The organism is Crassaminicella thermophila, assembly GCF_008152325.1.
Taxonomy (GTDB): Bacteria; Bacillota; Clostridia; order Peptostreptococcales; family Thermotaleaceae; genus Crassaminicella_A; species Crassaminicella_A thermophila.
In genome coordinates this window covers 2,921,038-2,943,819 of record NZ_CP042243.1, presented here as the reverse complement: position 1 = coordinate 2,943,819, position 22,782 = coordinate 2,921,038, and the positions used below count along the sequence as shown (strand labels likewise).

The following is a 22,782-nucleotide window of genomic DNA, read 5'->3' as shown; positions in this document are numbered from 1 at the left end:
CATGCTTTAGCTTTCTGTATAAACCAAAATATATTCTTTATCATTTACTTTAAATATTTTTTCTATTTCTTCGTCGATTATATTGGCTATATCATCTTCATAAGAAAACTTTGCACCGATTCCGCAATTAGAACTTAATTTTCTAGGAACTGGCATAAGTTCACAATGAATGTTGTTTTTCTTTGCTTTACGATTGAATTTAATAGCTCCTGAATGGGTGAAAAATACGGCTATATATTCTTTCATGTATATTACCTCTTTATTTTTTTGCTGAGATTAGATAATCTTCATCTAATTTTGTTACTTCAAAAGTATATCCAGCGCTTTTTAAAAATCTTGAAACATTATTTTTTGCAGTGTTGTTGTCTACTAAAATATCAATATTATTAGGATTTGATTCAATTCCTTTTTTAGTCATAAGAACAGGTTGAGGACAGGACATGCCTCTTGTATCTATTTTAGCCAACTTTTACCTCTCCTTTCACTTCATGTTCATTGCTTAAGATTTCTGAGTTGAAATACCCGATGAAACCAACAACAATCAAGCAGATAACAACAGCGATTTGTCCATTTAGGGTAGGTCCTTTAGGACTTGCTGCTAAACCAAAGTTGTGAGAAAATGCAGCACCAACAAGCATACCTATAACTGTAATAACAGAATCTGTATTTCCCTCTCCAGCAAGAATTAATTGTCTCATTGGACAGCCTCCAAGAAGTACTGAAGAGAAGCCACATAAAATCATTCCTAAGAAGTTCCAAATTCCATCAGCATGTGCAACAGGTTGCCCTAAAAAACCAATTTTAAAATAACCTAATCCTATGTTTCCAATAAGGGCAAATACAAATATAGCAATAAATCCAGATAAAAGATAAGTATCTTTGAAAAGGAACAAGTCTCTAATGCCACCAACCATACAAAGTCTTGTTCTTTGTGCTAAAGCTCCTACAATAAGGCCTGAAGCTAAAGAAATAAAAATAGGTGCATGCATACTACCAGGACCTTTTTCACTAAAAAAGATAAATGTTGGTGCACTTAATAATAAAATAATAAATAATATATTTATAATTGGAAAAACAAAGCCTTCAGCTTTTGATAATTTATAATTTCTTTTTAAGCTAAAGCCTTTATTCAAGAAAAATATCCCTAAAGCGATTCCAACAGCAAAACCTGCTATACCAACAATAGCATTTAAATCTCCGCCACCAAGTCTTAAAACCATTCTTAGTGGACATCCTAAGAACATTAAAGCACCAATCATTACAGTCATTCCAAGGATAAAACGAATAAATGGAGAAGACCCACCTCTTGAACTAAATTCTTTTTTGCTAAGAGCCATAATAAAAGCACCTAAAACCAATCCCATAATCTCTGGTCTTAAGTACTGAACAACTGCTGCTCTATGCAGTCCTAATCCTCCAGCGATGTCTCTGATAAAACAAGCAATACAGAACCCCATATTCAAAGGATTCCCAAATTTAACCAAAGACACAGCGATTATACCTACAATAGCACCTGTAAAGATAATCCCTTTTTTCCCTTCCATTTTGATACCCCCTTCTATAATGTCTAAATATTATTCCAGTTACATATTACCAATATATAACATAAATGTTAAATAAATTATTTTTATATTTATGTAACTATGATAGAAAATTTCTATTGGAATTGATTTATAAATGAAAAGTGATATACCATATAAGGAAATGGAGGGATAAGGATGAAGAGCGTATATTTGGATAATGGTGCAACTGCTTTTCCAAAGGCACCAGGGGTTGTTGAAAGTATGACAAATTATTTAACCAATATTGGATGCAACATTAATAGAGGGGCATATGATAGTTCTTTTGAGGCAGAGAATATTGTTTATGAGACTCGTGAATTGATATGTGAATTGTTCAACTTTGACAAAGCTGAAAATGTAGTTTTTACAAAAAATATTACGGAAAGCTTAAACGTTTTAATAAAAGGAATATTAAATAAAGGAGATCATGTTATTGTTTCATCTATGGAACATAATGCAGTGATGAGACCAATATATACGTTATTAGAAAAGGGAATAGAATTTTCTAGAGTACCTTGTAACCAATTAGGTGAATTAAAGGCTGAAGATATAAAAGGCTATATAAAACCCAATACAAAGGCAATCATTATGACCCATGCTTCAAATGTTTGTGGGACAGTACTGCCCCTTAAAGAAGTTGGCCATATCTGTAAGAAGGAAGGGATTTTTTTTATAGTAGATACTGCACAAACGGCAGGATTTTTAGAAATAAATTATAAAGATTTATGTGCAGATGCAATTGCTTTTACAGGGCATAAGGCTCTTTTAGGTCCCCAAGGAACAGGAGGATTTGTCATTAATGACAAATTAGTAAGTTATATAGCTCCTTTGATAGAAGGAGGTACAGGAAGTCTTTCAGAATATGAGGTGCAGCCTGACTATATGCCAGATAAATTTGAAGCAGGAACATTAAACATACCCGGAATCTATGGGCTTAATACAGCTTTAAGGTATATATTGAATGAAGGAATAGTAACAATTAAGGAAAAAGAATTGTATCTACTAAAAGTATTTTTAGAAAAGGTACAAGATATTTCTGGGATAAGACTAGTAGGAAAGACAGGAATAGAGGGAAGAACAGCAGCTGTATCGATAGATTTTTTAGAATCTGATAATGGCCAGATTGCTTACAGACTATACAAGGATTTTGGAATCATGACAAGGTGTGGACTTCATTGTGCTCCTTCAGCGCATAAGACCCTAAAAACGTTTCCAAGTGGAACAGTAAGATTTAGCTTTAGCCATTTTAATACCATTGAGGAAGTAAATTATACAATAGATAAGATATATAAATGTATGAAAGAATAAGAAGTGTTTATCATTTAGAATATGTTTTTGAAAAATAAAGAGTTATTTTCTATGGGACAAAATATTGAAATCATTTTGTCCCTTTTTTAATGCTATTTTGTTTTTGATAATTGGTTACATAATCTTTTCCCCAAGAATCCATTTGTTCTAATATAGGTATTAATTTTTTCCCTTCTGTAGATAAAGAATATTCTACCATTGGAGGGATTTGATTATAAACTTTTCGATGGATTAATCCATTTTCTTCCAAACATCTTAATTGTTGTGTCAACATTTTTTGTGTAATTTCAGGAATGATTCTTCTAAATTCATTAAATCTTATAACTTTATGTTTTCCTAAATTCCATAATATAAGTGCTTTCCATTTTCCACTTATTAATTCTAGCGTTATTTCTATTTCACACCTATAGTTACTGCAGCTTACTTTATTTGTTCGACTTTTAGGCATACTATATCACCATCCTTTTTAAAATTTTTAAAGGGTAGGATAAGAAAAAATTATTATAAGTATTTTACCAAAATATAATTTTTCTATTAGTTTCTTTTTTGAAACTATCAAACTAAAAAGTGCCTTCTTCAAATAAATCCATTATATTTATATAATAAATCATGGGTTAAGGGTATATGTAAAAACTATGTTAAGTAAAAGAATTATTTAAAATTATATCATAAAAGGAGGAATAGACATGGCAAGGTTTACAATACCGAGAGATTTATATTTTGGAGAAGGAGCAATAGAAGAATTAAAAAATTTAAAAGGGAAAAGGGCTGTTATAGTAATTGGTGGCGGTTCAATAAAGAGAAGTGGAGCGTTAGATAAAATAGAGGGATATTTAAAAGAAGCTGGAATGAAAACGAAACTTATAGAAGGTGTAGAATCAGATCCATCAGTTGAGACAGTAATGAATGGCGTAAAAGTAATGCAGGAATTTGAACCAGATTGGATAATTGGAGTAGGTGGAGGCTCACCAATAGATGCAGCAAAAGCTATGTGGATATTCTATGAATATCCAGAATTTACATTCGAAGAAGCTGCAAAACCATTTTCATTACCAACGTTAAGAACAAAAGCGAAATTTGCAGCAATAACAACAACGAGTGGAACAGGTACAGAAGTTACATCTTTTTCAGTTATAACAGATAATAAAACAGGAGTAAAATATCCAATAGCTGACTATAATATAACACCAGACATAGCAATCGTAGATCCTGACTTAGCACAAACAATGACACCAAAACTTGTTGCACATACAGGAATGGATGCACTAACACATGCATTTGAAGCGTATGTTTCAACGGTTAGAAATGAATTTACAGATGCACTAGCAATAAAATCTATTGAAATGATGAAAGAGAATTTAATAAAGTCATTTGAAGGGGATAAAGAAGCTAGAAGCAAAATGCACTTAGCACAGTGCCTTGCAGGAATGGCATTTTCAAATGCAATTTTAGGAATAGTGCATAGTATGGCACATAAAACGGGAAAAATATTTAATATTCCTCATGGATGTGCAAATGCAATATATCTACCGTATGTAATTCAATTTAACAAAAAAACTGCTGGTAAGGCTTATGCGAATATAGCAAGAAGATTGGGATTAATAGGAAACAGTGAAGAAGAATTAGTAAACTCAGTAGTAGAAATGGTAAGAGATTTCAACAAAAAAATGAATATTCCGTTTACATTAAAAGAATTTGGAATAAGTGAACAAGACTTTAATGATAAGCTTGAAGAAATTGCTAAAAACTCAGTAGCAGATCCATGCACAGGAACAAATCCAAGAGAGATATCAGTAGAAGAAATGAAAAAACTATTCATTTGTGCTTATTATGGCGAAAAAGTAGAATTTTAATGATAGTAAGACAAGGCTAAGGGCTCTATGAGCTCTTGGTCTTTTTTAAAAATTTCATTTTATAGAAAAACATGTTTATATTCATGCTTTTTTCAAATACTATAGAATTAATAAATATTTATATAGGAGATGATTTAGTAATGCAGCATATAATTGAAGAAGCTAAAAGATGTTTACAATGTAAAAACGCTCAATGCAGAAAGGGTTGTCCAGTCAACACACCTATAAACGAAGCAATAAATATGCTTTTAAATGGAAAGATTTCAGAAGCAGGAGAAAAATTATTTTTAAATAATCCTCTTTCAGTTGTTTGTGCATTAGTGTGTCCTCATGAAAAATTTTGTGAAGGGAACTGTGTACTCGCCCATAAGGGAAATCCTATTCATTGGAGCTCTATTGAATATTATATATCTAATTATTATTTAAATAAAATAAATATGAAATCAAATATTGATTCAAATAAAAAAATAGCCATAATAGGATCAGGACCTGCAGGAATAACAATAGCATTTATTTTAGCCTCTAGGGGATATGATATTACGATTTTTGAATTGCGTGATAAAATAGGAGGTGTTTTAAGGTATGGCATACCAAATTTTAGATTACCTAACGAAATTTTAGATAGATTAGAAGAAAAATTGATAAATATAGGTGTGAAAATAAGGCCGAATACTTTAATAGGGCCTGTTATTACAATTGATGATATATTTAGGGATGGATACAAGGCTATTTTTATAGGTACTGGCGTTTGGAATCCGAAGCCTTTAAGGATTAAGGGTGAAAGCTTAGGTCATGTGCATTATGCTATAGATTATTTGAAAAATCCTGATGTATATGATTTAGGAAAAAAAGTATGTATAATTGGTGCAGGAAATGTAGCTATGGATGTAGCAAGAACAGTTTTAAGAAAAGATGTTAATGAAGTTCATATCATGTATCGAAGAGGAGAAGAAGATATGCCAGCGAGTAGGCATGAAATAGAATATGCAAAACTGGAAGGCGTTCAATTTGAATTTTATAAAATGCCTATAGAATTAAATGACAAAGGAGTGAAATACTTAGAAACAAAAAAAGTGAATGAAGATGGAGAAGAAAAACTAGTTACAATTGAAAATTCAGAAGCGATATTTGAATCGGATTCTATTATTATTGCAGCTAGTCAAGGCCCAAAAGCGAATATTATTTCATATACAAAAGGAATAGAAATCAATCAATTTGGTTTAGTAAGAACAGATGAATATGGAAGAACAACTAGAGAAGGTGTTTTTGCATCTGGAGATGTAGTGACAGGAGCGAAAACAGTTGTTGAAGCAGTAAGGTTTTCTAAGAAAGTAGCAGATACGATCGATCAATATGTACAAGATAAGTACTATAAAAAGTATTGATTCATTAAGATTTTAAAATTTTTGGGTGATGCCTTAAATTGCTATTTTCATAATTATCTATTAATAATAAATAATATTGACTTTTATAAATTCAGGTGTTAAGATACATAAAGTATAAAAATCAATAAAAGGAAACCATATAATTCTGATAATAAGGATCGGAAGTATCTACGAGAAACCGTAAATTTCTCACTATGGTGAATCCAAGAATAGATGTTAGATCGTAGTATAAGATAAGCAATATTGGTTATCTATAGTTTTATATAAGTGTACCATGAAGAAGCTCGATCTTACTATTATATGTCTACAGAAGATAGTAATATATAAATTTCTGTTATCGGATTTACACATAGTCTGATGACAGAAATTTTTTTATTTAAGGAGGGAAAATTATGGAAACCGTAGCAAAGAAAAAGAAATCATTTTTAGAATCATATTTTAAGTTATCTGAAAACGGAACGGATTTAAAAACAGAAATTTTGGCAGGATTTACTACATTTATTACAATGGCTTATGCATTATTAGTCATTCCAAACATATTGAAAGCTTCTGGAATGAATGGGGCAGGTCTGTTTGGAGATGAAGCTTTATCCCTTTCAATTCTAAATGATCCAGTGATTGCTTCAGCTTTTACAGGAACTTGTATTATATCAGCTATTGGTACATTAGTAATGGCTTTGTATGCAAATCTTCCATTTGCTGTAGCTCCTGGAATAGGACTTACTGCATTTTTTACATATAGTGTTTGCTTAACGTTAGGATATACTTGGCAACAAGGTTTAGCTGCAGTAGCGATTTCTGGTATTTTATTTATACTCATTACTGTTACATCCATTCGGGAAAAAATTGTTAATTGTCTTCCACAAAATATAAAAGTGGCAATTACTGCAGGGATTGGACTGTTCATTGCACTGATTGGATTAAAAAGCGGTGGAATTGTGGTTGCAAATCCAGGAACATTAGTAAGTTTTGGAGATTTTACAGATAAAAATGTAGTGCTTACTTTAATAGGTATTATTATTATGTCAGTTCTTATGGCAAAAAGAGTAAAGGGTGCTATGCTCATATCCATATTGCTAACGACAATAATAGGTATTCCAATGGGAATTACAAATGTTGCAGGACTAAAAGTATTTAGCATGCCTCCATCTGTAGCACCTACATTTATGGCTATGGATTTTAAGGGATTATTATCTCATGGTGGAAAAGGTGTACTAGGGGCATTGACAAGTGTTTTGATGGTTGTTTTAACATTCAGCTTGGTGGATTTGTTTGATACAATTGGGACATTAGTAGGTACGGCACAAAAAGCAAACATGATTAAAAAGGATGGAAGAATCCGTGGAATGAAAAAAGCATTATTAGCAGATGCTATTGCTACTACATCTAGTGCATTTTTTGGAGGTGCAACGACTGCTACATATATTGAATCGACTGCAGGAATTGCAGAAGGAGGAAGAACAGGGCTAACCACACTTGTTACAGGAGTTTTATTTATTCTATCTTTATTCTTTGGAGGAATTGTAGGAATAGTACCAGCACAGGCAACTGCACCTGCACTGATCATTATAGGAGTTTTGATGCTTGAATCTATTAAAGAAGTAAATTTTACTGACTTTACAGAAGCAGTACCTGCATTTTTTACTATTGCGATGATGCCTTTTAGCTATAGCATTGCAAATGGAATTGCTGCAGGGATTATATTCTATCCAATAATGAAATTGAGCGTAGGAAAACATAAAGAAGTGCATCCTATTATGTATGTCCTTGCTGTTTTGTTTGTTATTAGATTTGTATTGCTACCAGAATAAACTAAAAAAATAGCAAGATTCATTTTTAAAAATGAATCTTGCTATTTTTTTAGAATGTATTGATATTTAATCATTTTCCTAAGAAAGAAAAAGGTAGCAAGTAAAGTGTTCTATCAATTCAACATAAACAAAAAATTATTAAGGAACAGATATCCAAACGAAATCATTCTATAATAATGATATTAATAGTAGGATTAGGTACAATTTTTAGTTTACAGATAAGGAAGGGGATACTCTATGGTCAATAGCAAGAGATTATAATTTAACAGTTCTAAAGCTCATGGAACTTAATGGGTTAAAGGGGGAGTTTAATTTACCCTAACCAAATACTAAAAATTATGTGAAGATGAAAAGGAGAGATTTATTATTGGAAATTTATTGAAAACAAAATGTTTTTATGTTACTTTTACAAATAAGTATTAATAGGAGGCGAGAGGTATTTTGGGAGTAGAAGGGTTAAAGTATTTAATATTTCCAGCCTTGTTTTTTAATTATATATTTATCAAAAGAATAGATGATAAAAAGTTATTCTTATATAAAAATATTCAAAAAGATGTTATGGTACTTGGTTTTATATATTTGCTTAGCATATGTATGATATCATTAAGTAATAATAATAGCTATATAAACGTAAAACATATAATACTATCATTAATGATAGTATTAATATTGCCAATACCTATACTGAAACTATTAGAATTTAAAACTATCAATATAAGAACAATAAAATCAAAACTTATAAAAATGTTTGATATTTTATACTGTGCTTTGATTTCATTTATAACATTATTTTATTTTTTTAATAAAAACCATTACTTAAATAAATATTCCTTTTATGGATTATTTTATTTAACTTTTATATATTTCTTGATTAACTTTAATAAAAATGATGATTCAAAAAATATAAAAAACTAAACCATTTGGGGGAGTAACACGGAAACTGTCAGCTACTGCAAAGTAACTAGTAATGAATTCAAACCTATCTTCAACTTTAAAGGCTCTAACATCTCTTACAGACTTTTTGAACCATTCTATAGTAGAAAGTATGTTTATAGCTTTATAAACGTGTGTTAAGCTGTTTTTTTACTTTTAGATATATAAACACTACCTTCCTTTAAGTGCTTCTATATATTTTGATTGCTGCTCTATGACACCCTTTAATTTATCTATTTCTTCATATACTCTTTTCAATTCTTCTTTAATTTCTAAATCTACTCCTTGTAGTAAGAAACCTTGCTGAGAAATCAACTCCCTAAGTAGGGTTAATATTTTGTTTGGAGCTGTTTTACTTCTACACTTTCACTAAAGTGTATTTCAAAAATTTCTTCACGCTGCTCCTCTCCAAGGAGTATTAATTTTGCATGGTTTTCATTCCATTTAATAATACAGTTAGATTTGTTAGGTCGTTTACCATCGTTAGATAAATCGGTGCTAATTAAATGATGTTTAAATATTTCATCTGATTTTTTATAATAAATATTTATATCTTGAGGACCGAAAAGCATAGCATCTTTATATTTTACTATTATTTCGTAATCTTTATTTTGAGATACAGAGTGAACTAAAAGATGTTGCTGAAAGAATAAAGGATAAACTATAGAACTAATTCCAATAAAGATACACAACCATATAAATCGCATAAATATTTTAATTTTTTTTTGCTCCTCCATGTAATACCTCCAATACGTTTTAGTTTTTATTATATAAAAAACTAACCATCAGTTTAACGTATAAATAATCTTCTTTTATTCTATCACTTTTGTAAATTTATGGATACAATCAAATCTAATCGTATCTCAACTATTCCTCGAATATATGTTTAAGCATTAGTTAAGCTCTTGATGACTCAGGAGCTTTGATTTTTCGTTCTTTATACAAAATTTTAATCCAAAAACCTTTTACTAATTTCTATTGCCTAATTAGCATACTTAGCAAATTTTGATGACTACATGAAAAACATTTTAATAATCATCAAAAAAATATGGAATTTTATGGTGTAACATTTATGGTTGGGGGCTACAGTATGTAGTTCTTTTTTATTAGTTGTCATGTAAATGAAAAACTTTTAAGTGTTACTAGATTCTTTAAGATATAAAAAATTAAATCTATGCTAATACTCAAAATAATATTGTTGTATTAAAGAAAGATTATATAAAGTTTTAAAATTATATTTTTTATGGTATACTTATATCTATACTTTATTACGTTAAAGAGGTGAAGTAAAGTGATAAAATTAAAAGAAGCCTTACTAAAAAAAGAGCAAGAAGACGAAATGGTGAAAAAGCGGGTTTTAGAAATAATAGAAAAAATAAAAAAAGAAGGGGATCATGCCCTTAGACAATATAATATCTTGTTTGATGGATGCAAAAGAGAAAACTACCTTATAAGGGAAGAGGAAATTCAGAAGGCTTATAAAAGTATAAGTGAAACAACACTTGATGATTTACGTTTTGCTGCAAAAAATATTGAAGAATTTTCAAAAAGACAAAAAGAAATGCTAAAGGATATGAAAGAACAGGAATTACTGCCAGGAGTATTCTTAGGCCATAGAGCTATTCCTGTAGATGCTTGTGCTGGATATGTACCAGGAGGAAGGTATCCATTGCCATCATCTGCTCTTATGTCTATTATTCCTGCAAAGGTGGCGGGGGTAAAAAGAATTGTTGCATGTTCTCCTGCTATAAAGGGAACAAATTGTATTCATCCAGCAACCTTAGTTGCCATGGACCTAGCAGGAGCCAATGAAATATATGCTATGGGAGGATCACAAGCTATTGCAGCCCTTGCTTATGGAACAGAAAGTATAAAAGCTGTAGATATGATTGTAGGACCTGGAAATCAATATGTGACAGAAGCAAAAAGACAAGTAAGTGGAGAGGTAGGCATAGATTTTCTAGCAGGGCCTAGTGAAGTAGTGGTTATTGCAGATAGTACGGCTAATCCAACAGTCATTGCAGCAGATATTTTAGCACAATCTGAACATGATCCACAGGCAAGAGGAATCCTTTTATGTACAGATGAAAGGATAGGAAAAGAAACAATAAAAGAAGTAGAAAATTTCTTAAAGGAGCTTTCTACGGCAGAGATTGCAAAAGTTGCTTGGGAAAATAATGGAGAGGTTATTTTATTTGATACGATTGAAAGTGCAATTAACTTTTGCAATGAAATAGCTCCAGAGCATTTAGAAATTCAAGTTAAAAATTTTGATGAAGTTGTGCCAAAGCTGACAAACTATGGGTCATTGTTTGTTGGAGAAGGAGCTGCAGAGGTATTTGGAGATTATGTAGCAGGTACAAATCATATTCTTCCTACAATGAAAGCAGCACGATATACAGGAGGAGTATGGGTTGGAACATTTATGAAAATTGTTACCAATCAGCGTGTAACAGAGGAAGGATTAAAATTAATTGTGCCTGTTGCATCAAGGCTTGGAGAATTAGAAGGATTATATGCACATAAGCTTGCAGCAGATGTGAGGTTAAAAAGTTCTATTCTTTAAAGAATAGAACTTTTATTCATTATTAGAAGATAAGGTAATGAGCTTTGAAATGGTGACAAACTCATAACCTCTATTTTTAAGCTCAGGTAATATGGTTTTTAATGCCTCAATCGTTTGGCTTGGGCCTTCTACATAATCATGTAGCAAAATAATATCACCATTTTCTACATTAGAAAGAGTTTTTTTAATAATTTTTTGAACACCTGGATTACTCCAATCCTTTGAATCCTGATGGTTTGACCACAATATAATTTTACAGTCATTTTGATTTGCAAGTTTTATAACTTTTTCAGTACAAAACCCAAAAGGAGGACGGAATATTTTTGGTTTTATTCCCGTTACGGAAAAAATGATATTTTGTGTTTTTTCAAATTCATTCTGAAGCTTTTTTAATGATGTATTTTTTATATCTATATGAGTATAGGTATGATTTCCAATTTCATGTCCTTCTGCAACGGCTCTTTTTATTACCGTTGGATACAATTCTACATGTCTTCCAAGAACAAAGAAAGTTGCTTTTGCATCATATTTTTTTAATAAATCTAATATTTGTGGTGTAAATCTAGGATGAGGACCATCATCAAATGTCAAAGCAATAACTTTTTGATTTTTAGGACCATATTTTATGATTTGTTTTGAATCTATCAAGAAAATAGCTATATGTGTTTTAAAGTACGTAGTATTAGATAAATATAAACATCCTATTAAAGATAAAATTATGAGTAGAACAATTATTAATATTTTTTTATTCATTTTTATTTCTCCTTTTGAATTAATATAGATAAAATGTAATGCATATAATCTATGGTGAAAATAAATAAAAGGGTGATGTTATGTTTCCAAAGTTTATATGCATAACTATAAAAGTGAATAAAAAACTTCTCATAATATTTATTACATTTATAATCGCAATATTCATGATGATTATATTAAGAGCAGAATTTTTTCAACCCGTTTTTAAATATCATAACAATAAAGTTATTGTTATCGATCCAGGCCATGGAGGAATTGATGGAGGAACTAGTGATCGTTTTGGATTATTAGAAAAGCATATTAATTTAGATGTTGCTTTGAAATTAAGGAATCGTTTAAGGAATAAAAACTTTAGAGTAATTATGACAAGGAATAAGGATGTATCATTAGAAAATAAAAGTCATATAAATGATTCAAGGTATAAAAAAGATTTAGATGCTCGAAAAAAGATAATAAATAACAGTGGTGCAGCTATATTTGTTAGTATTCATGTAAATGCAGATCCTAATAGTACAAAAACTCGTGGTGTTGAAATTTTTTATTATCCTACATCTGTAGAAAGTGAGAATTTAGCAAGAGAAATTTCTACGTCTATAAATTATATAGTTTATAAGAATTTTTTAAATGAAAATCATATAAAGGCAAAGGTGATTGGGGAAGATTATTATGTATTGAGAGAGACAAAAATACCAGGCGTTTTAATAGAAATGGGATATATAACAAATACTGTTGATAAAAAACTCCTTAAAAGTGAGAAGTATAAAAATAAAATGGCTATAGCCATTGAAAATGGTATTATGAAGTATTTAAAAAAATGAAATATAAAGAGAACGTTTATATTTTTCTGAAATTCTTCATCAAGTTTTCTTTACTAAAGCTTTGCAATTATTCGCTTTTATTTTTCAGTCATAATAATTCTATTTTATTTACAATATGTGATGTTGTTTATCTCTCTATATATGAATGTTATAATAGAGAAAATATAGAACTTTGAAAGAGGAGGAAGATATGCCTGGGAAAGAGCTACTAAGTCAAAATGAAGGCTTTAAGAAGGCGTGGAAATTGTTCGTATCTGAAGGAACAATAGAAAAGGAATTGATAAGAGATGTGATTGCTTACTCATGGTTAAGAAGTAAATTGCATGGGGTAGATCCACTAGATGAAAAAATAGATGTCATATTATCAGATGAAGAGTTTAAAGAAAGATATAAAAGATTTATGCCTTTTATAAAAACGGCAATGCCTTTTATGCATAGTTTGCGTAAAATAGTTGAGAATACAGGGTTTATTGTAAGACTTACAGATAAAGATGGTTATGTTTTAGAGTGTATTGGAGATAGTAGTTTAACTGCTGAATATGGAAACCTAAATATTTATAATGGTTGTAATGTGAGAGAAGATGTGATTGGAACAAATGCTATAGGTACGGCATTAGAAATTGGGCAGCCTATTCAAGTATTAGGAGCAGAGCATTATTGTAAGCAGTATCATAACTGGACTTCTTCTGCATGTCCAATAAGAGATGAAAAAGAACAAATTGTGGGTGTATTAAGCACAACAGGCCCTAATGAAAAAGTTCATCCCCATACTTTAGGAATGGTTGTTGCTGCAGCACAAGCAATTGAAAAGAAAATGAAGCTTGAAAAAATAAACAAAAAGCTGGATATGGCAAATAAGCATTTTTATGCGATTATGGAATCTATTTCCGAAGGGTTAATTTGTACAGATAATAAAGGGGTTATTATGGATATTAATTTTTTTGCCCGAAGGTTTTTAGGGTTAAAAGAAGAGGATATTTTAGGAAAAAATATTCATGCTATTTTAGATAAGAAAAATTATGATCGAATTATGAGGAGAATCAACAAGGGAAAAAAGTATGAAGAAGAAGAAATTTATTTTAAAACTAAAAAAGGAAAAAGCATTTCATGTATTGTAACAGTAACCCCTATACTAGAGAGAAGTACAAATGAGGTAGAGGGAGTCGTATTTACTTTTAAAGAATCTAAAAAGGTACACAGTTTGGTAAACAAAATTGTAGGGGCAGAAGCAAGGTTTACTTTTCGTGATATATTAGGAAATAGTAAAGATATAAAAGAAGCCATAAGGATTGCAGCTTTAGCAGCAAATACGGATACTACCATATTATTATTAGGGGAGAGTGGAACAGGAAAGGAGTTATTTGCCCAAGCTATTCATAATGAAAGTCCTCGGAGAAAAAACCCCTTTGTATTTTTAAACTGTGGGGCAATTCCTAGAGAACTCGTTGGAAGTGAGTTATTTGGATATGTGGAAGGTGCTTTTACAGGAGCAAAAAGAGGAGGCCATCCAGGAAAATTCGAACTAGCAGATGGAGGAACAATATTCTTAGATGAAATTGGAGATATGCCATTAGATACACAGGTAAACTTACTTAGGGTATTAGAAACAAAGGAGATTGTAAGGATTGGCGGTCATAATGTTGTTCCTGTAGATGTAAGAGTTATTGCAGCAACCCATAAGGATTTGAAAAAAGAGGTTGAGCTTGGAAATTTTAGAGAAGATTTGTTTTATAGATTGAATGTAATGCCTATAAAAACCCCTTCTTTGAGAGATAGAAAAGAAGATATAAAAGTATTTGTAGATTATTTTATAGAAAAATTCAGTAAAAGCATGGGAAAAAGTATAAAAGGAATTCAAGAGAGCTTTTATAGAGGAATGATTAATTATAACTGGCCAGGAAATGTTCGTGAGCTTCAGAATGTAGTCCAGCTTGTAGTAAATATGGTAGAGGATGAAGAAATACTTACCTATAAACATTTGCCAAGTTATATGAAATCTAGTAATATGCCAAAAGGTATTGATTTAACAGAGGGCCTTATGACTTTAGAGGAGATTGAAAAAATGGCTATTATTAAAACAGTACAAGAAGTAGGTGGAAACTTGGCATTGGCTGCAAAAATTTTAGGTATTGGGAGGAGTACATTGTATAGAAAAATCGAAAAGTATGGTTTGAGATATGTATCAAAATAGAACAAATGAATCAAATTGAAACACTTACACAAAAGAAAAACGACAAAAATGTATCAAAATAAAACACAATGATAAAGGATTGAAATAATTTTTCAATCCTATTTTTATTTTTTACAAAAATATAGTCTATAGACATGAGTGAAATACAGACTTTAAAATATTTCTCATACAAGACGGAAGTCTTGGCATGAATATTGCGTATACTATGGATAAGAATAAAAAATAAAAATATGGAGGTTATCATGGGTAAAATCATTAAATATATGATCTTTTTTATGTTGTTTTGGGTAATACTAGCAGAAAAAATCAATTTTGAGAGATTGGTTATAGGTACAGGAATCTGTATAGGAGCATATTTTTTTAGCAACAATATAAGAATTTCCAAAAAAAGAGAATATCTTCTAACCCCAAAAAAAATATATTATTTGATCACATATTTTTTTATATTGATTAAGGAAATTGTTATTGCAAATTTTCAAGTTGCAAGGATTGTATTAAGCCCAAATATGGAGATATCTCCTCAAATTATAAACTTTGATACAAAATTACAATCAGATTTTTACAGAACTATTCTTGCAAACTCAATCACATTAACCCCAGGAACGCTTACTGTCTTAATGGAAGAAAACAGGCTGGTTGTTCACTGCTTGAAAAAAGATTATATAGAAGATGTTTTGAATTCAAAATTTGAAAAAATACTTTTAAAAGTAGAGGAGTAGAAAAATGATACACAAACTATTGGTATTTTCATGCTTATTTTTATCTTTGACAATTATATTATGCATGATAAGAGCTGTAAAAGGACCTAGTGCAGCAGACCGATTGGTTGCAATTAATGTAATTGGCACAAAAACTATAATACTTATATCGATCGTTTCATTTATTTTGAAGGAAGCTTATTTTATTGATGTGGTGTTGGTTTATGCCCTAATAAGTTTTGTAGCGTCTATCTTTATTTCGAATTTTATTGAAAAAACAGGAGGCAAAAGTCAATGAAATTGATCTTAATGATAATTTTTATTCTAGGAGGCTTATTTTTCTTTTCTGTTGGAACAATAGGTATTTTAAGATTTCCTGATTTATTGACAAGAGTTCATAGTGCAGCAAAATGTGATACCTTAGGAGCACTACTTTGCTTGGCTGCATTGATGGTTTATAGTGGGTTTAGCTTTGTAAGCTTTAAACTTTTACTCGTAATGATTTTTCTTTGGATCACAAATCCAACGGCTACCCATTTGATATCGAAAGCAGCATTTATAAAAGAAGAAAAGAATAAAAAGTTAATGGAGTGAGAAAATATGGAAATGTTTAGTGTTGTAATGGTTTTGTTTTTAATAGGTGCATCGATTGCTGTATCAGTGATTAAAGATTTATTAGGAGTCATCATTGTTTTTATGGTTTACAGCCTTGTTATGGCAATTCTATGGCAGCAGTTAAATGCTCCTGATTTGGCTATAACAGAAGCAGCAGTTGGTGCTGGAATTACTACTTTATTGTTTGTTCTTACACTAAAAAAAATAAGGGGTGAGCATAAATGAGAAAAGTTACCGCTATATGCCTAACTACCCTTATTATAGCTATATTATTAATAGGAGTTATGGAATTGCCTGAGTTTGGAAATGCGGATAATCCAGCAGATAACTATGTAATGAAAAAATATATAGAAGATGGAGTAAAAGATACAGGTGCATTAAATATTGTAACGGGAATTATTCTAGATTATCGTGCTTTTGATACATTTGCAGAAGCTACTGTGTTGTTTACAGGAGCTATTGTAGTTTTGACAGTTTTAAAAAAAGAAGAGTAAAAATAGAAAGTGAGTGCTTATGATGCATAATACCATATTAAAAGAAATAAGCAAAATGATTATTCCATTTATACAGATTTTCGGATTTTATGTGATTTTTCATGGGCATCTTTCTCCAGGAGGAGGATTTGCTGGAGGAACAATCCTTGGAACAAGTTTTATTTTATATAAAATTGTGCATGGAAAAGAGAAAACTAAGGAAAAATTGAGTTATAAAAAGCTTATGACATGTATGTGTACTGCTTTGATTATTTATGGGTTTTTGAAAGGATATAGCTTTATTACAGGAGGAAGTCACCTACATTTGCCTCAAATACCTCTAGGAAAGCCAGGAAATATTTTAAGTGGAGGGTATTTATTGCCTCTAAACATTGCTGTAGGCATCATTGTTGCAGTAACTGTATACTTTTTTTTCAGTCTATTTTATGAAGGGGAAATATAATATGGAAAGGTTAATGACAAATTATTTTGAAACAGGAGCTATGATTTTATTTGGTGTAGGTTTTGTCACCTTACTATTTCATAATAATTTAATAAAGAAAATTATTGGAATGAATATTATGGATACAGCAGTATTCTTATTTTTCATAGCAAAGGGAGCAATCATAGGAAAGGAAGCTCCAATTATTAAGGGGACGCATAAAGGTGTAGAAGGATATATAAATCCTGTACCTACAGCCCTTATGCTTACAGGAATCGTTGTAGCGGTAAGTGTTACTGCTTTTGCTTTAGCTCTTACAGTAAAGCTTTATGAAAAATACAAAACGGTTGAAATTGATGAAATTATGAAGATGAGGGGGGACTAGAATGAGTGGTATAAATAATTTTCCTTTACTGATAATATTACTTTTGTTTATTAGTGCATTTACTATGCCCCTTATAAAGAAAAATACATTGGTAAAGGGCATTAGTTTATCTGTTATGGGATTATCGAATATTTTAGCGTTTTTTACATGGACTTTTGTAAAAAGTAATGGTCCATTTTTTTATAGAGTAGGACACTGGGATGCACCATGGGGGATAGAATTTCGAATTGGATATATAGAAAGTATTATGGCAATGGTATTTACCTTTGTTGCTACTGTTGTTATATGGTATTCAGTATATAGCATTGAAAAAGAAATAAAAAGAAGCAAAGTAGCATTTTATTATTTGCTTATAAATATTTTAGTAGGATCTTTATTGGGAATGGTATTTTCAAATGATATATTCAATTGTTTTGTTTTTATAGAAGTTACCACTCTTGCTTCATGTGGGATTATTGTTGTAAAAGATAAAAAAGAAAATATTGCTGCAACTTTAAAATATTTGATTTTAAGTAGCTTAGGTTCAGGTTTAGTGTTGATGGGGATAGCGTTTTTGTATGCGGTAACAGGGAATTTGAATATGACCTATATACACAAAGAGATCATTAAGGTATATGGTATCTATAAGAATACCTTATTAATTGCATCAGGATTATTCACTGTAGGAATCGGAATAAAAAGTGCCATGTTCCCTCTTCATATATGGCTTCCGGATGCTCACTCTAGTGCACCATCTTCTTCTAGTGCTATTTTGTCATCATTGGTACTAAAATCTCCTGTTTTACTACTTATAAAAATATTGTATAACGTATTTGGTGGTGAGATTATTCATGAATTTTTCAATACTAAATTTGATTTTAATATTAGGCGTTTTGGGCATGATTATGGGTTCTGTTTTTGCTATGCGTCAAAAGGAAATAAAACGTGTCATTGCTTATTCTAGTGTAGCTCAGATGGGATATATATTTTTCGGTATAGGCTTAGGAAATAAGTTAGGACTTATTATGGCAATCTTTCATATCATAGGGCATGCAGTTACAAAATCAGCATTGTTTTTATCAGTAGGTGCTATGATTGAAAAGACAGGAAAGAAAGAACTAAAAGCATTAAAAGGAATTGGGAAGGAAATGCCATATACCTTAGGATTGTTTACAATGGGATCTTTGTCCATGGTAGGAATACCAATATTACCTGGGTTTATAAGCAAGTGGTATTTATCCCTTGCAAGTATAGATGCTGCAAAACCTTTATTGATCGGAGCTATATTGATAAGTAGTTTGTTAAATGTAGCCTATTATTTTCCTATAGTGGTGAATGGCTACTTTGGAGAGGAAAATCTAAAAGGAAAAGTTTACAAATCTAAGGAAAAACCTTTAAAAGAATTGATTCCTTTGCTTGTTTTAATTGTAGGAATGATTTTTGTAGGTGTTGTTTCTCATGAAACAATTGAAATGATTATGAAAGGACTTTCATAGGGAGGTGAATATAAATGAACATAGTTATACTTATTCCTATTATACTTCCTTTTCTATTTGCCATAATAGGAACAAAAGTTTTATTTAAAGGTGAAAAAATAAGAAACTTTTATATTATTACAGGAGTAATAATAAACCTGATTTCAGTTATTGGGATTCTCCTAATAGATGGGGGAATGGAGCTTCATCTGTTAAAGATTAATCCATTTATAGATATATATTTTAGAATAGATAAACTTGGAATACTGTTTGCACTCCTTGCATCTATTCTATGGATATTTACTACATTCTACTCTTTGGTGTATATGGATCATGAAGGAAATCAAGAGCGATTTTTTACATTTTTTATATTAACCCTTGGTGTTACTATAGGAATTGCTTTTTCAGGAAATTTATTCACATTATATATTTTCTACGAATTGTTAACTTTGGCAACTTTTCCGTTGGTTATTCATGCAGGAAGCAAAGAAGCTCTCTATAGTGGAAGAAAATATTTAATTTATTCCTTCGGTGGCGCAACATTGGCACTTTTGGGTATGATTTTATTATTTAGTATGAGTAATAACTTAAGCTTTGTTGAGCATGGGGTACTTGGTATTTCCCATATAGATAATCCAAATTTATTACGAATTGTTTATATGGTTATGTTTTTAGGGTTTGGAGTAAAAGCTGCAATTGTACCTTTTCATTCTTGGTTGCCAGCTGCTATGGTAGCACCTACTCCTGTAAGTTCGCTGCTTCATGCTGTAGCTGTTGTAAAATCAGGAATATTTGCATTGGTTCGGGTATGTTATTTTATCTTTGGTTCTGAGGTTATAAAACAAATTAATGGTAATGAGTATATTAGTATATTAGTTTTTTTGACTATCCTTTTAGGATCTTTATTGGCACTGCATCAGGATAATTTAAAGAAAAGGCTCGCTTATTCAACTGTAAGTCAGCTAGGATACATTGTATTAGGGATTATACTTCTTAACGAGGATGCTTTAGTAGGAGGATTACTGCATCTTGTTAATCATGCTGTCATAAAAATTACACTATTCTTTTGTGTAGGAGCTATCTATTTTATGACTCATAAGAAAAATATAGATGAAATTAAGGGTATAGGAAAACAAATGCCTGTAACAATGTGGTGTTTTGGGATTGCATCCATTTCTCTTATTGGGATACCACCTGCAAATGGATTTGTAAGCAAGTGGTATTTAGCTCTTGGGGGTCTTTCAGAGAATAAAATTATCTTTCCGATTATTTTGTTAGTAAGTGCTTTTCTTACAGCAGGATATTTATTGCCTATTGTTGTGACTGCTTTTTTTCACAAAGAAGAAAAGAAGGATTTTAAAAATTTAGACCCACCACCTAAAATGTTAATTCCTATTGTATTATTAACAGGTATTGTGATTTTCTTAGGATTATTTCCAAATGTGATACTGCATTATATACAGAGCATTGTTAGAAATATTGTTTAGGAGAGGTAGGTGAAAGGATATTGGAAGGAAAAATAACTTTATTAGTAATTTTACTTCTTCCTGCAGCAGCGGCTATTGTTGGCTATATGATAGGAAGGAAAAATGAAAAAAATAGGGATACATTAAATATAATTATAACAGGTGTAGAGCTTTTGCTTGTAACTTCTTTGTACAAAGAAGCTATGGCAGGGCCTATTAAGCTTTTTATACCAGATATTATGGGTACGGGTATGTATTTAAAGCTAGATGCTTTTCGATATATTTTTGTTTGGATTTCAACTTTCATATGGTTTTTAACAACAATGTACTCTACTCAATATTTAATAAGGTATAAAAATAGGAACCGGTATTATGCCTTTTTTATGCTTACTTTGGCGAGTACAGTGGGAATATTTTTATCAGAAAATATTTTAAATTTATTTACCTTTTTTGAAATTATGTCCTTTACGTCATATGCCTTAGTTATTCATGATGAAGATAAATATGCTTTAGATGCAGGGAAAATCTATATAGGTATGGCAATAGGCGGTGGGATGGTACTATTAATGGGACTGTTTTTACTGTATGAGTATACAGGAGTATTTAATATTAGTGAATTAGGAGTGCAAATTAGACAAATTGGAAATATTAAGTATTTGATAAGTACATTGATTATTATAGGGTTTGGTGTAAAAGCAAGTATTGTTCCTTTGCATGTATGGGTTCCAAAGGTTTATCCAGCAGCTCCAACTCCTGCGAGTGCCATTCTTTCTGGAGTACTCCTAAAAACCGGTTTGTTTGGAATATTTATAACAACAGAAAATTTAATGCAAGGGGACTTATTTATTTCTATGGTTATATTGATACTAGGACTTATGAATATGTTTCTAGGAGGATTTCTTGCATTGTTTCAAAGAAACATCAAAAGGATTTTAGCATACAGCGGTATGAGTCAGGCAGGGTATATATTGGTAGGAATAGGACTTGCAGGGGTATTAAAAGAACACAAGGCTGTAGCTGTGTATGGAACTTTGTATCATATTATCAACCATGCCTTATTTAAAGTTTTATTGTTCATGGGAACGGGAATCATTTATATGATTTTACATGAACTAAGTATTAATGTAATAAGAGGTTTTGGAAAGCATAAAAATATGCTCAAAGCCGTATTTTTAATAGGAATTTTGGCAATTATGGGTATGCCTGGTTTTAATGGATTTATTAGCAAAACTCTTTTGCATGAAGCCATACTTGAGGCATATTATATGTACCATAGTATATGGTGGAAGGTTGCAGAGATTGTATTTACTATAAGTAGTGCTGTTACAGGGGCTTATATGTTAAAGATTTTTGTAACTGTGTTTATGGAGAAAAGTGAAAAATATAAAGGGCAATACAGAGATCATATTCGAAAAAGAGCTTTATTTCCAATGATTATTTTAAGCATTGCTATTGTTTATATAGGGATTAATCCAGATGCTTCATTAGGGATTGTTGCAAAAGGGGCAGAAGCATTTGGTATAAAAGGACATATAAAAGTTGATTTTTATACCCTTCCTAATATAAAAGCTTCTCTTTTTACAATTATGATTGGTATATGTATATATATAGGATTTGTTAGAATGTATCTTAGAAAACACGATGGGAATGAAAGCTTCTATATAAATCCATCTTTAAACTGGTTTAGTCTTGAGAAAAATGTATATGCACCTGCTCTGATTATTACATTCAGGTCTAGTTCAGCAATTTTTCACGTGATTGACAGAGGAGTGGTAAATTTCGTTCATTATATAAATGATAGGGTAAAATCTATTAGTGGTATGCAAATAAAACGTCGTAGATATAGAAAGATCGATGCAGAAGAATTGGATTTTGGAAAAAAATCTGCTAATTATACTGAAGAGCTTAGTAAGGAATTTCATAGTTTAGCAGAGCTTATGGATAAAATGTATCGAAATATGAATAGCTTAAAGTATGCTATTTTTATTGTTGCAGCAATTCTTGCAGTAATATTGGTAGAACTAATTTTTTAGAGAAATGATCTTTTGAAAGAAGGTGATATCTTTTGC

26 protein-coding genes and 1 riboswitch are annotated in these 22,782 nt (G+C 30.8%); of the genes, 19 read left to right on the top strand and 7 right to left on the bottom strand.

Annotation, left to right across the window (positions count from 1 at the left end; translation table 11 throughout):
* Positions 1 to 6 precede the first annotated feature (6 nt).
* Genes FQB35_RS14875 through yedE form a run of 3 tightly spaced genes read right to left on the bottom strand, consistent with a single transcriptional unit; the run spans position 7 to position 1,544 of the window.
* On the bottom strand, positions 7 to 246 hold the full coding sequence (locus FQB35_RS14875; RefSeq protein ID WP_148810614.1) for a DUF3343 domain-containing protein: 240 nt from the start codon (positions 244 to 246) through the stop codon (positions 7 to 9).
* 13 nt (positions 247 to 259) lie between these two features.
* The gene (locus FQB35_RS14870) at positions 260 to 466 is read right to left on the bottom strand and encodes a sulfurtransferase TusA family protein (RefSeq protein ID WP_148810613.1); all 207 of its coding nucleotides are present in this window, start codon (positions 464 to 466) and stop codon (positions 260 to 262) included.
* Positions 459 to 1,544: a YedE family putative selenium transporter gene (gene yedE / locus FQB35_RS14865; RefSeq protein ID WP_148810612.1), complete on the bottom strand. Its 1,086-nt coding sequence runs from the start codon at positions 1,542 to 1,544 to the stop codon at positions 459 to 461. The genes FQB35_RS14870 and yedE overlap by 8 nt, the downstream gene beginning before the upstream one ends.
* Before the next feature lie 174 nt (positions 1,545 to 1,718).
* On the opposite strand from yedE, the gene FQB35_RS14860 reads away from it, so the two are divergent.
* Positions 1,719 to 2,870 (top strand): aminotransferase class V-fold PLP-dependent enzyme, encoded by a 1,152-nt coding sequence (locus tag FQB35_RS14860; RefSeq protein ID WP_148810611.1) that lies wholly within the window; start codon positions 1,719 to 1,721, stop codon positions 2,868 to 2,870.
* A 70-nt stretch (positions 2,871 to 2,940) separates the two neighbouring features.
* Here FQB35_RS14860 and FQB35_RS14855 read toward each other — a convergent pair whose 3' ends face one another.
* Positions 2,941 to 3,318 (bottom strand): winged helix-turn-helix transcriptional regulator, encoded by a 378-nt coding sequence (locus FQB35_RS14855; protein WP_148810610.1) that lies wholly within the window; start codon positions 3,316 to 3,318, stop codon positions 2,941 to 2,943.
* Between the two features lie 238 nt (positions 3,319 to 3,556).
* Between FQB35_RS14855 and FQB35_RS14850 the strand changes: the two genes are divergently transcribed.
* The 4 genes from FQB35_RS14850 to FQB35_RS14830 all read left to right on the top strand — a co-directional run bounded on the left by FQB35_RS14850 (position 3,557) and on the right by FQB35_RS14830 (position 8,834).
* Positions 3,557 to 4,723 (top strand): iron-containing alcohol dehydrogenase, encoded by a 1,167-nt coding sequence (locus FQB35_RS14850; protein WP_148810609.1) that lies wholly within the window; start codon positions 3,557 to 3,559, stop codon positions 4,721 to 4,723.
* A 140-nt stretch (positions 4,724 to 4,863) separates the two neighbouring features.
* Entirely contained in the window at positions 4,864 to 6,108 is a 1,245-nt protein-coding gene (locus FQB35_RS14845; protein ID WP_207707316.1) for an NAD(P)-dependent oxidoreductase, read from the top strand.
* 115 nt (positions 6,109 to 6,223) lie between these two features.
* Positions 6,224 to 6,323, top strand: a riboswitch (purine riboswitch).
* A 177-nt stretch (positions 6,324 to 6,500) separates the two neighbouring features.
* Complete coding sequence (locus FQB35_RS14840) at positions 6,501 to 7,919, top strand: NCS2 family permease (protein ID WP_148810607.1); 1,419 nt, start codon at positions 6,501 to 6,503, stop codon at positions 7,917 to 7,919.
* Between the two features lie 441 nt (positions 7,920 to 8,360).
* A complete protein-coding gene (locus FQB35_RS14830) occupies positions 8,361 to 8,834 on the top strand; it encodes a hypothetical protein (RefSeq protein ID WP_148810606.1) in 474 nt (157 codons plus the stop codon).
* Between the two features lie 189 nt (positions 8,835 to 9,023).
* Here FQB35_RS14830 and FQB35_RS15980 read toward each other — a convergent pair whose 3' ends face one another.
* Both FQB35_RS15980 and FQB35_RS14820 read right to left on the bottom strand, forming a co-directional pair.
* The gene (locus FQB35_RS15980) at positions 9,024 to 9,167 is read right to left on the bottom strand and encodes a hypothetical protein (RefSeq protein ID WP_168198377.1); all 144 of its coding nucleotides are present in this window, start codon (positions 9,165 to 9,167) and stop codon (positions 9,024 to 9,026) included.
* A gap of 14 nt (positions 9,168 to 9,181) precedes the next feature.
* Positions 9,182 to 9,589 carry a hypothetical protein gene (locus FQB35_RS14820; protein ID WP_148810605.1) on the bottom strand — a complete coding sequence of 136 codons (408 nt, stop codon included), beginning with the start codon at positions 9,587 to 9,589 and terminating at the stop codon, positions 9,182 to 9,184.
* Between the two features lie 554 nt (positions 9,590 to 10,143).
* Between FQB35_RS14820 and hisD the strand changes: the two genes are divergently transcribed.
* A complete protein-coding gene (hisD, locus tag FQB35_RS14815) occupies positions 10,144 to 11,418 on the top strand; it encodes a histidinol dehydrogenase (protein ID WP_148810604.1) in 1,275 nt (424 codons plus the stop codon).
* A 12-nt stretch (positions 11,419 to 11,430) separates the two neighbouring features.
* Here hisD and FQB35_RS14810 read toward each other — a convergent pair whose 3' ends face one another.
* Entirely contained in the window at positions 11,431 to 12,171 is a 741-nt protein-coding gene (locus tag FQB35_RS14810) for a polysaccharide deacetylase family protein (protein ID WP_148810603.1), read from the bottom strand.
* Positions 12,172 to 12,251: 80 nt separating this feature from the next.
* Between FQB35_RS14810 and FQB35_RS14805 the strand changes: the two genes are divergently transcribed.
* The 13 genes from FQB35_RS14805 (at position 12,252) to FQB35_RS14745 (ending at position 22,746) form a co-directional block, all read left to right on the top strand.
* Complete coding sequence (locus FQB35_RS14805) at positions 12,252 to 12,989, top strand: N-acetylmuramoyl-L-alanine amidase family protein (protein ID WP_148810602.1); 738 nt, start codon at positions 12,252 to 12,254, stop codon at positions 12,987 to 12,989.
* A gap of 190 nt (positions 12,990 to 13,179) precedes the next feature.
* Complete coding sequence (locus FQB35_RS14800; RefSeq protein ID WP_148810601.1) at positions 13,180 to 15,180, top strand: sigma-54-dependent Fis family transcriptional regulator; 2,001 nt, start codon at positions 13,180 to 13,182, stop codon at positions 15,178 to 15,180.
* Between the two features lie 242 nt (positions 15,181 to 15,422).
* The gene (locus FQB35_RS14795; RefSeq protein ID WP_168198376.1) at positions 15,423 to 15,899 is read left to right on the top strand and encodes a Na+/H+ antiporter subunit E; all 477 of its coding nucleotides are present in this window, start codon (positions 15,423 to 15,425) and stop codon (positions 15,897 to 15,899) included.
* A gap of 4 nt (positions 15,900 to 15,903) precedes the next feature.
* Positions 15,904 to 16,176 (top strand): monovalent cation/H+ antiporter complex subunit F, encoded by a 273-nt coding sequence (locus FQB35_RS14790; protein WP_148810599.1) that lies wholly within the window; start codon positions 15,904 to 15,906, stop codon positions 16,174 to 16,176.
* On the top strand, positions 16,173 to 16,472 hold the full coding sequence (gene mnhG, locus FQB35_RS14785; RefSeq protein ID WP_231701822.1) for a monovalent cation/H(+) antiporter subunit G: 300 nt from the start codon (positions 16,173 to 16,175) through the stop codon (positions 16,470 to 16,472). The genes FQB35_RS14790 and mnhG overlap by 4 nt, the downstream gene beginning before the upstream one ends.
* A gap of 6 nt (positions 16,473 to 16,478) precedes the next feature.
* Positions 16,479 to 16,718: a hydrogenase subunit MbhD domain-containing protein gene (locus tag FQB35_RS14780; protein WP_148810598.1), complete on the top strand. Its 240-nt coding sequence runs from the start codon at positions 16,479 to 16,481 to the stop codon at positions 16,716 to 16,718.
* Complete coding sequence (mbhE, locus tag FQB35_RS14775; protein ID WP_148810597.1) at positions 16,715 to 16,987, top strand: hydrogen gas-evolving membrane-bound hydrogenase subunit E; 273 nt, start codon at positions 16,715 to 16,717, stop codon at positions 16,985 to 16,987. Before FQB35_RS14780 ends, mbhE begins: the two co-directional genes overlap by 4 nt.
* Before the next feature lie 22 nt (positions 16,988 to 17,009).
* Complete coding sequence (locus FQB35_RS14770) at positions 17,010 to 17,429, top strand: MnhB domain-containing protein (RefSeq protein WP_168198375.1); 420 nt, start codon at positions 17,010 to 17,012, stop codon at positions 17,427 to 17,429.
* Position 17,430: 1 nt separating this feature from the next.
* Positions 17,431 to 17,793 carry a sodium:proton antiporter gene (locus tag FQB35_RS14765; RefSeq protein ID WP_148810595.1) on the top strand — a complete coding sequence of 121 codons (363 nt, stop codon included), beginning with the start codon at positions 17,431 to 17,433 and terminating at the stop codon, positions 17,791 to 17,793.
* 1 nt (position 17,794) lies between these two features.
* The gene (locus FQB35_RS14760; protein ID WP_148810594.1) at positions 17,795 to 18,736 is read left to right on the top strand and encodes a complex I subunit 5 family protein; all 942 of its coding nucleotides are present in this window, start codon (positions 17,795 to 17,797) and stop codon (positions 18,734 to 18,736) included.
* Positions 18,672 to 19,268 (top strand): proton-conducting transporter transmembrane domain-containing protein, encoded by a 597-nt coding sequence (locus FQB35_RS14755; protein ID WP_231701821.1) that lies wholly within the window; start codon positions 18,672 to 18,674, stop codon positions 19,266 to 19,268. Before FQB35_RS14760 ends, FQB35_RS14755 begins: the two co-directional genes overlap by 65 nt.
* 14 nt (positions 19,269 to 19,282) lie before the next feature.
* Complete coding sequence (locus tag FQB35_RS14750; RefSeq protein WP_148810592.1) at positions 19,283 to 20,734, top strand: monovalent cation/H+ antiporter subunit D family protein; 1,452 nt, start codon at positions 19,283 to 19,285, stop codon at positions 20,732 to 20,734.
* Positions 20,735 to 20,754: 20 nt separating this feature from the next.
* Positions 20,755 to 22,746: a complex I subunit 5 family protein gene (locus FQB35_RS14745; RefSeq protein WP_148810591.1), complete on the top strand. Its 1,992-nt coding sequence runs from the start codon at positions 20,755 to 20,757 to the stop codon at positions 22,744 to 22,746.
* Positions 22,747 to 22,782: the final 36 nt, after the last annotated feature.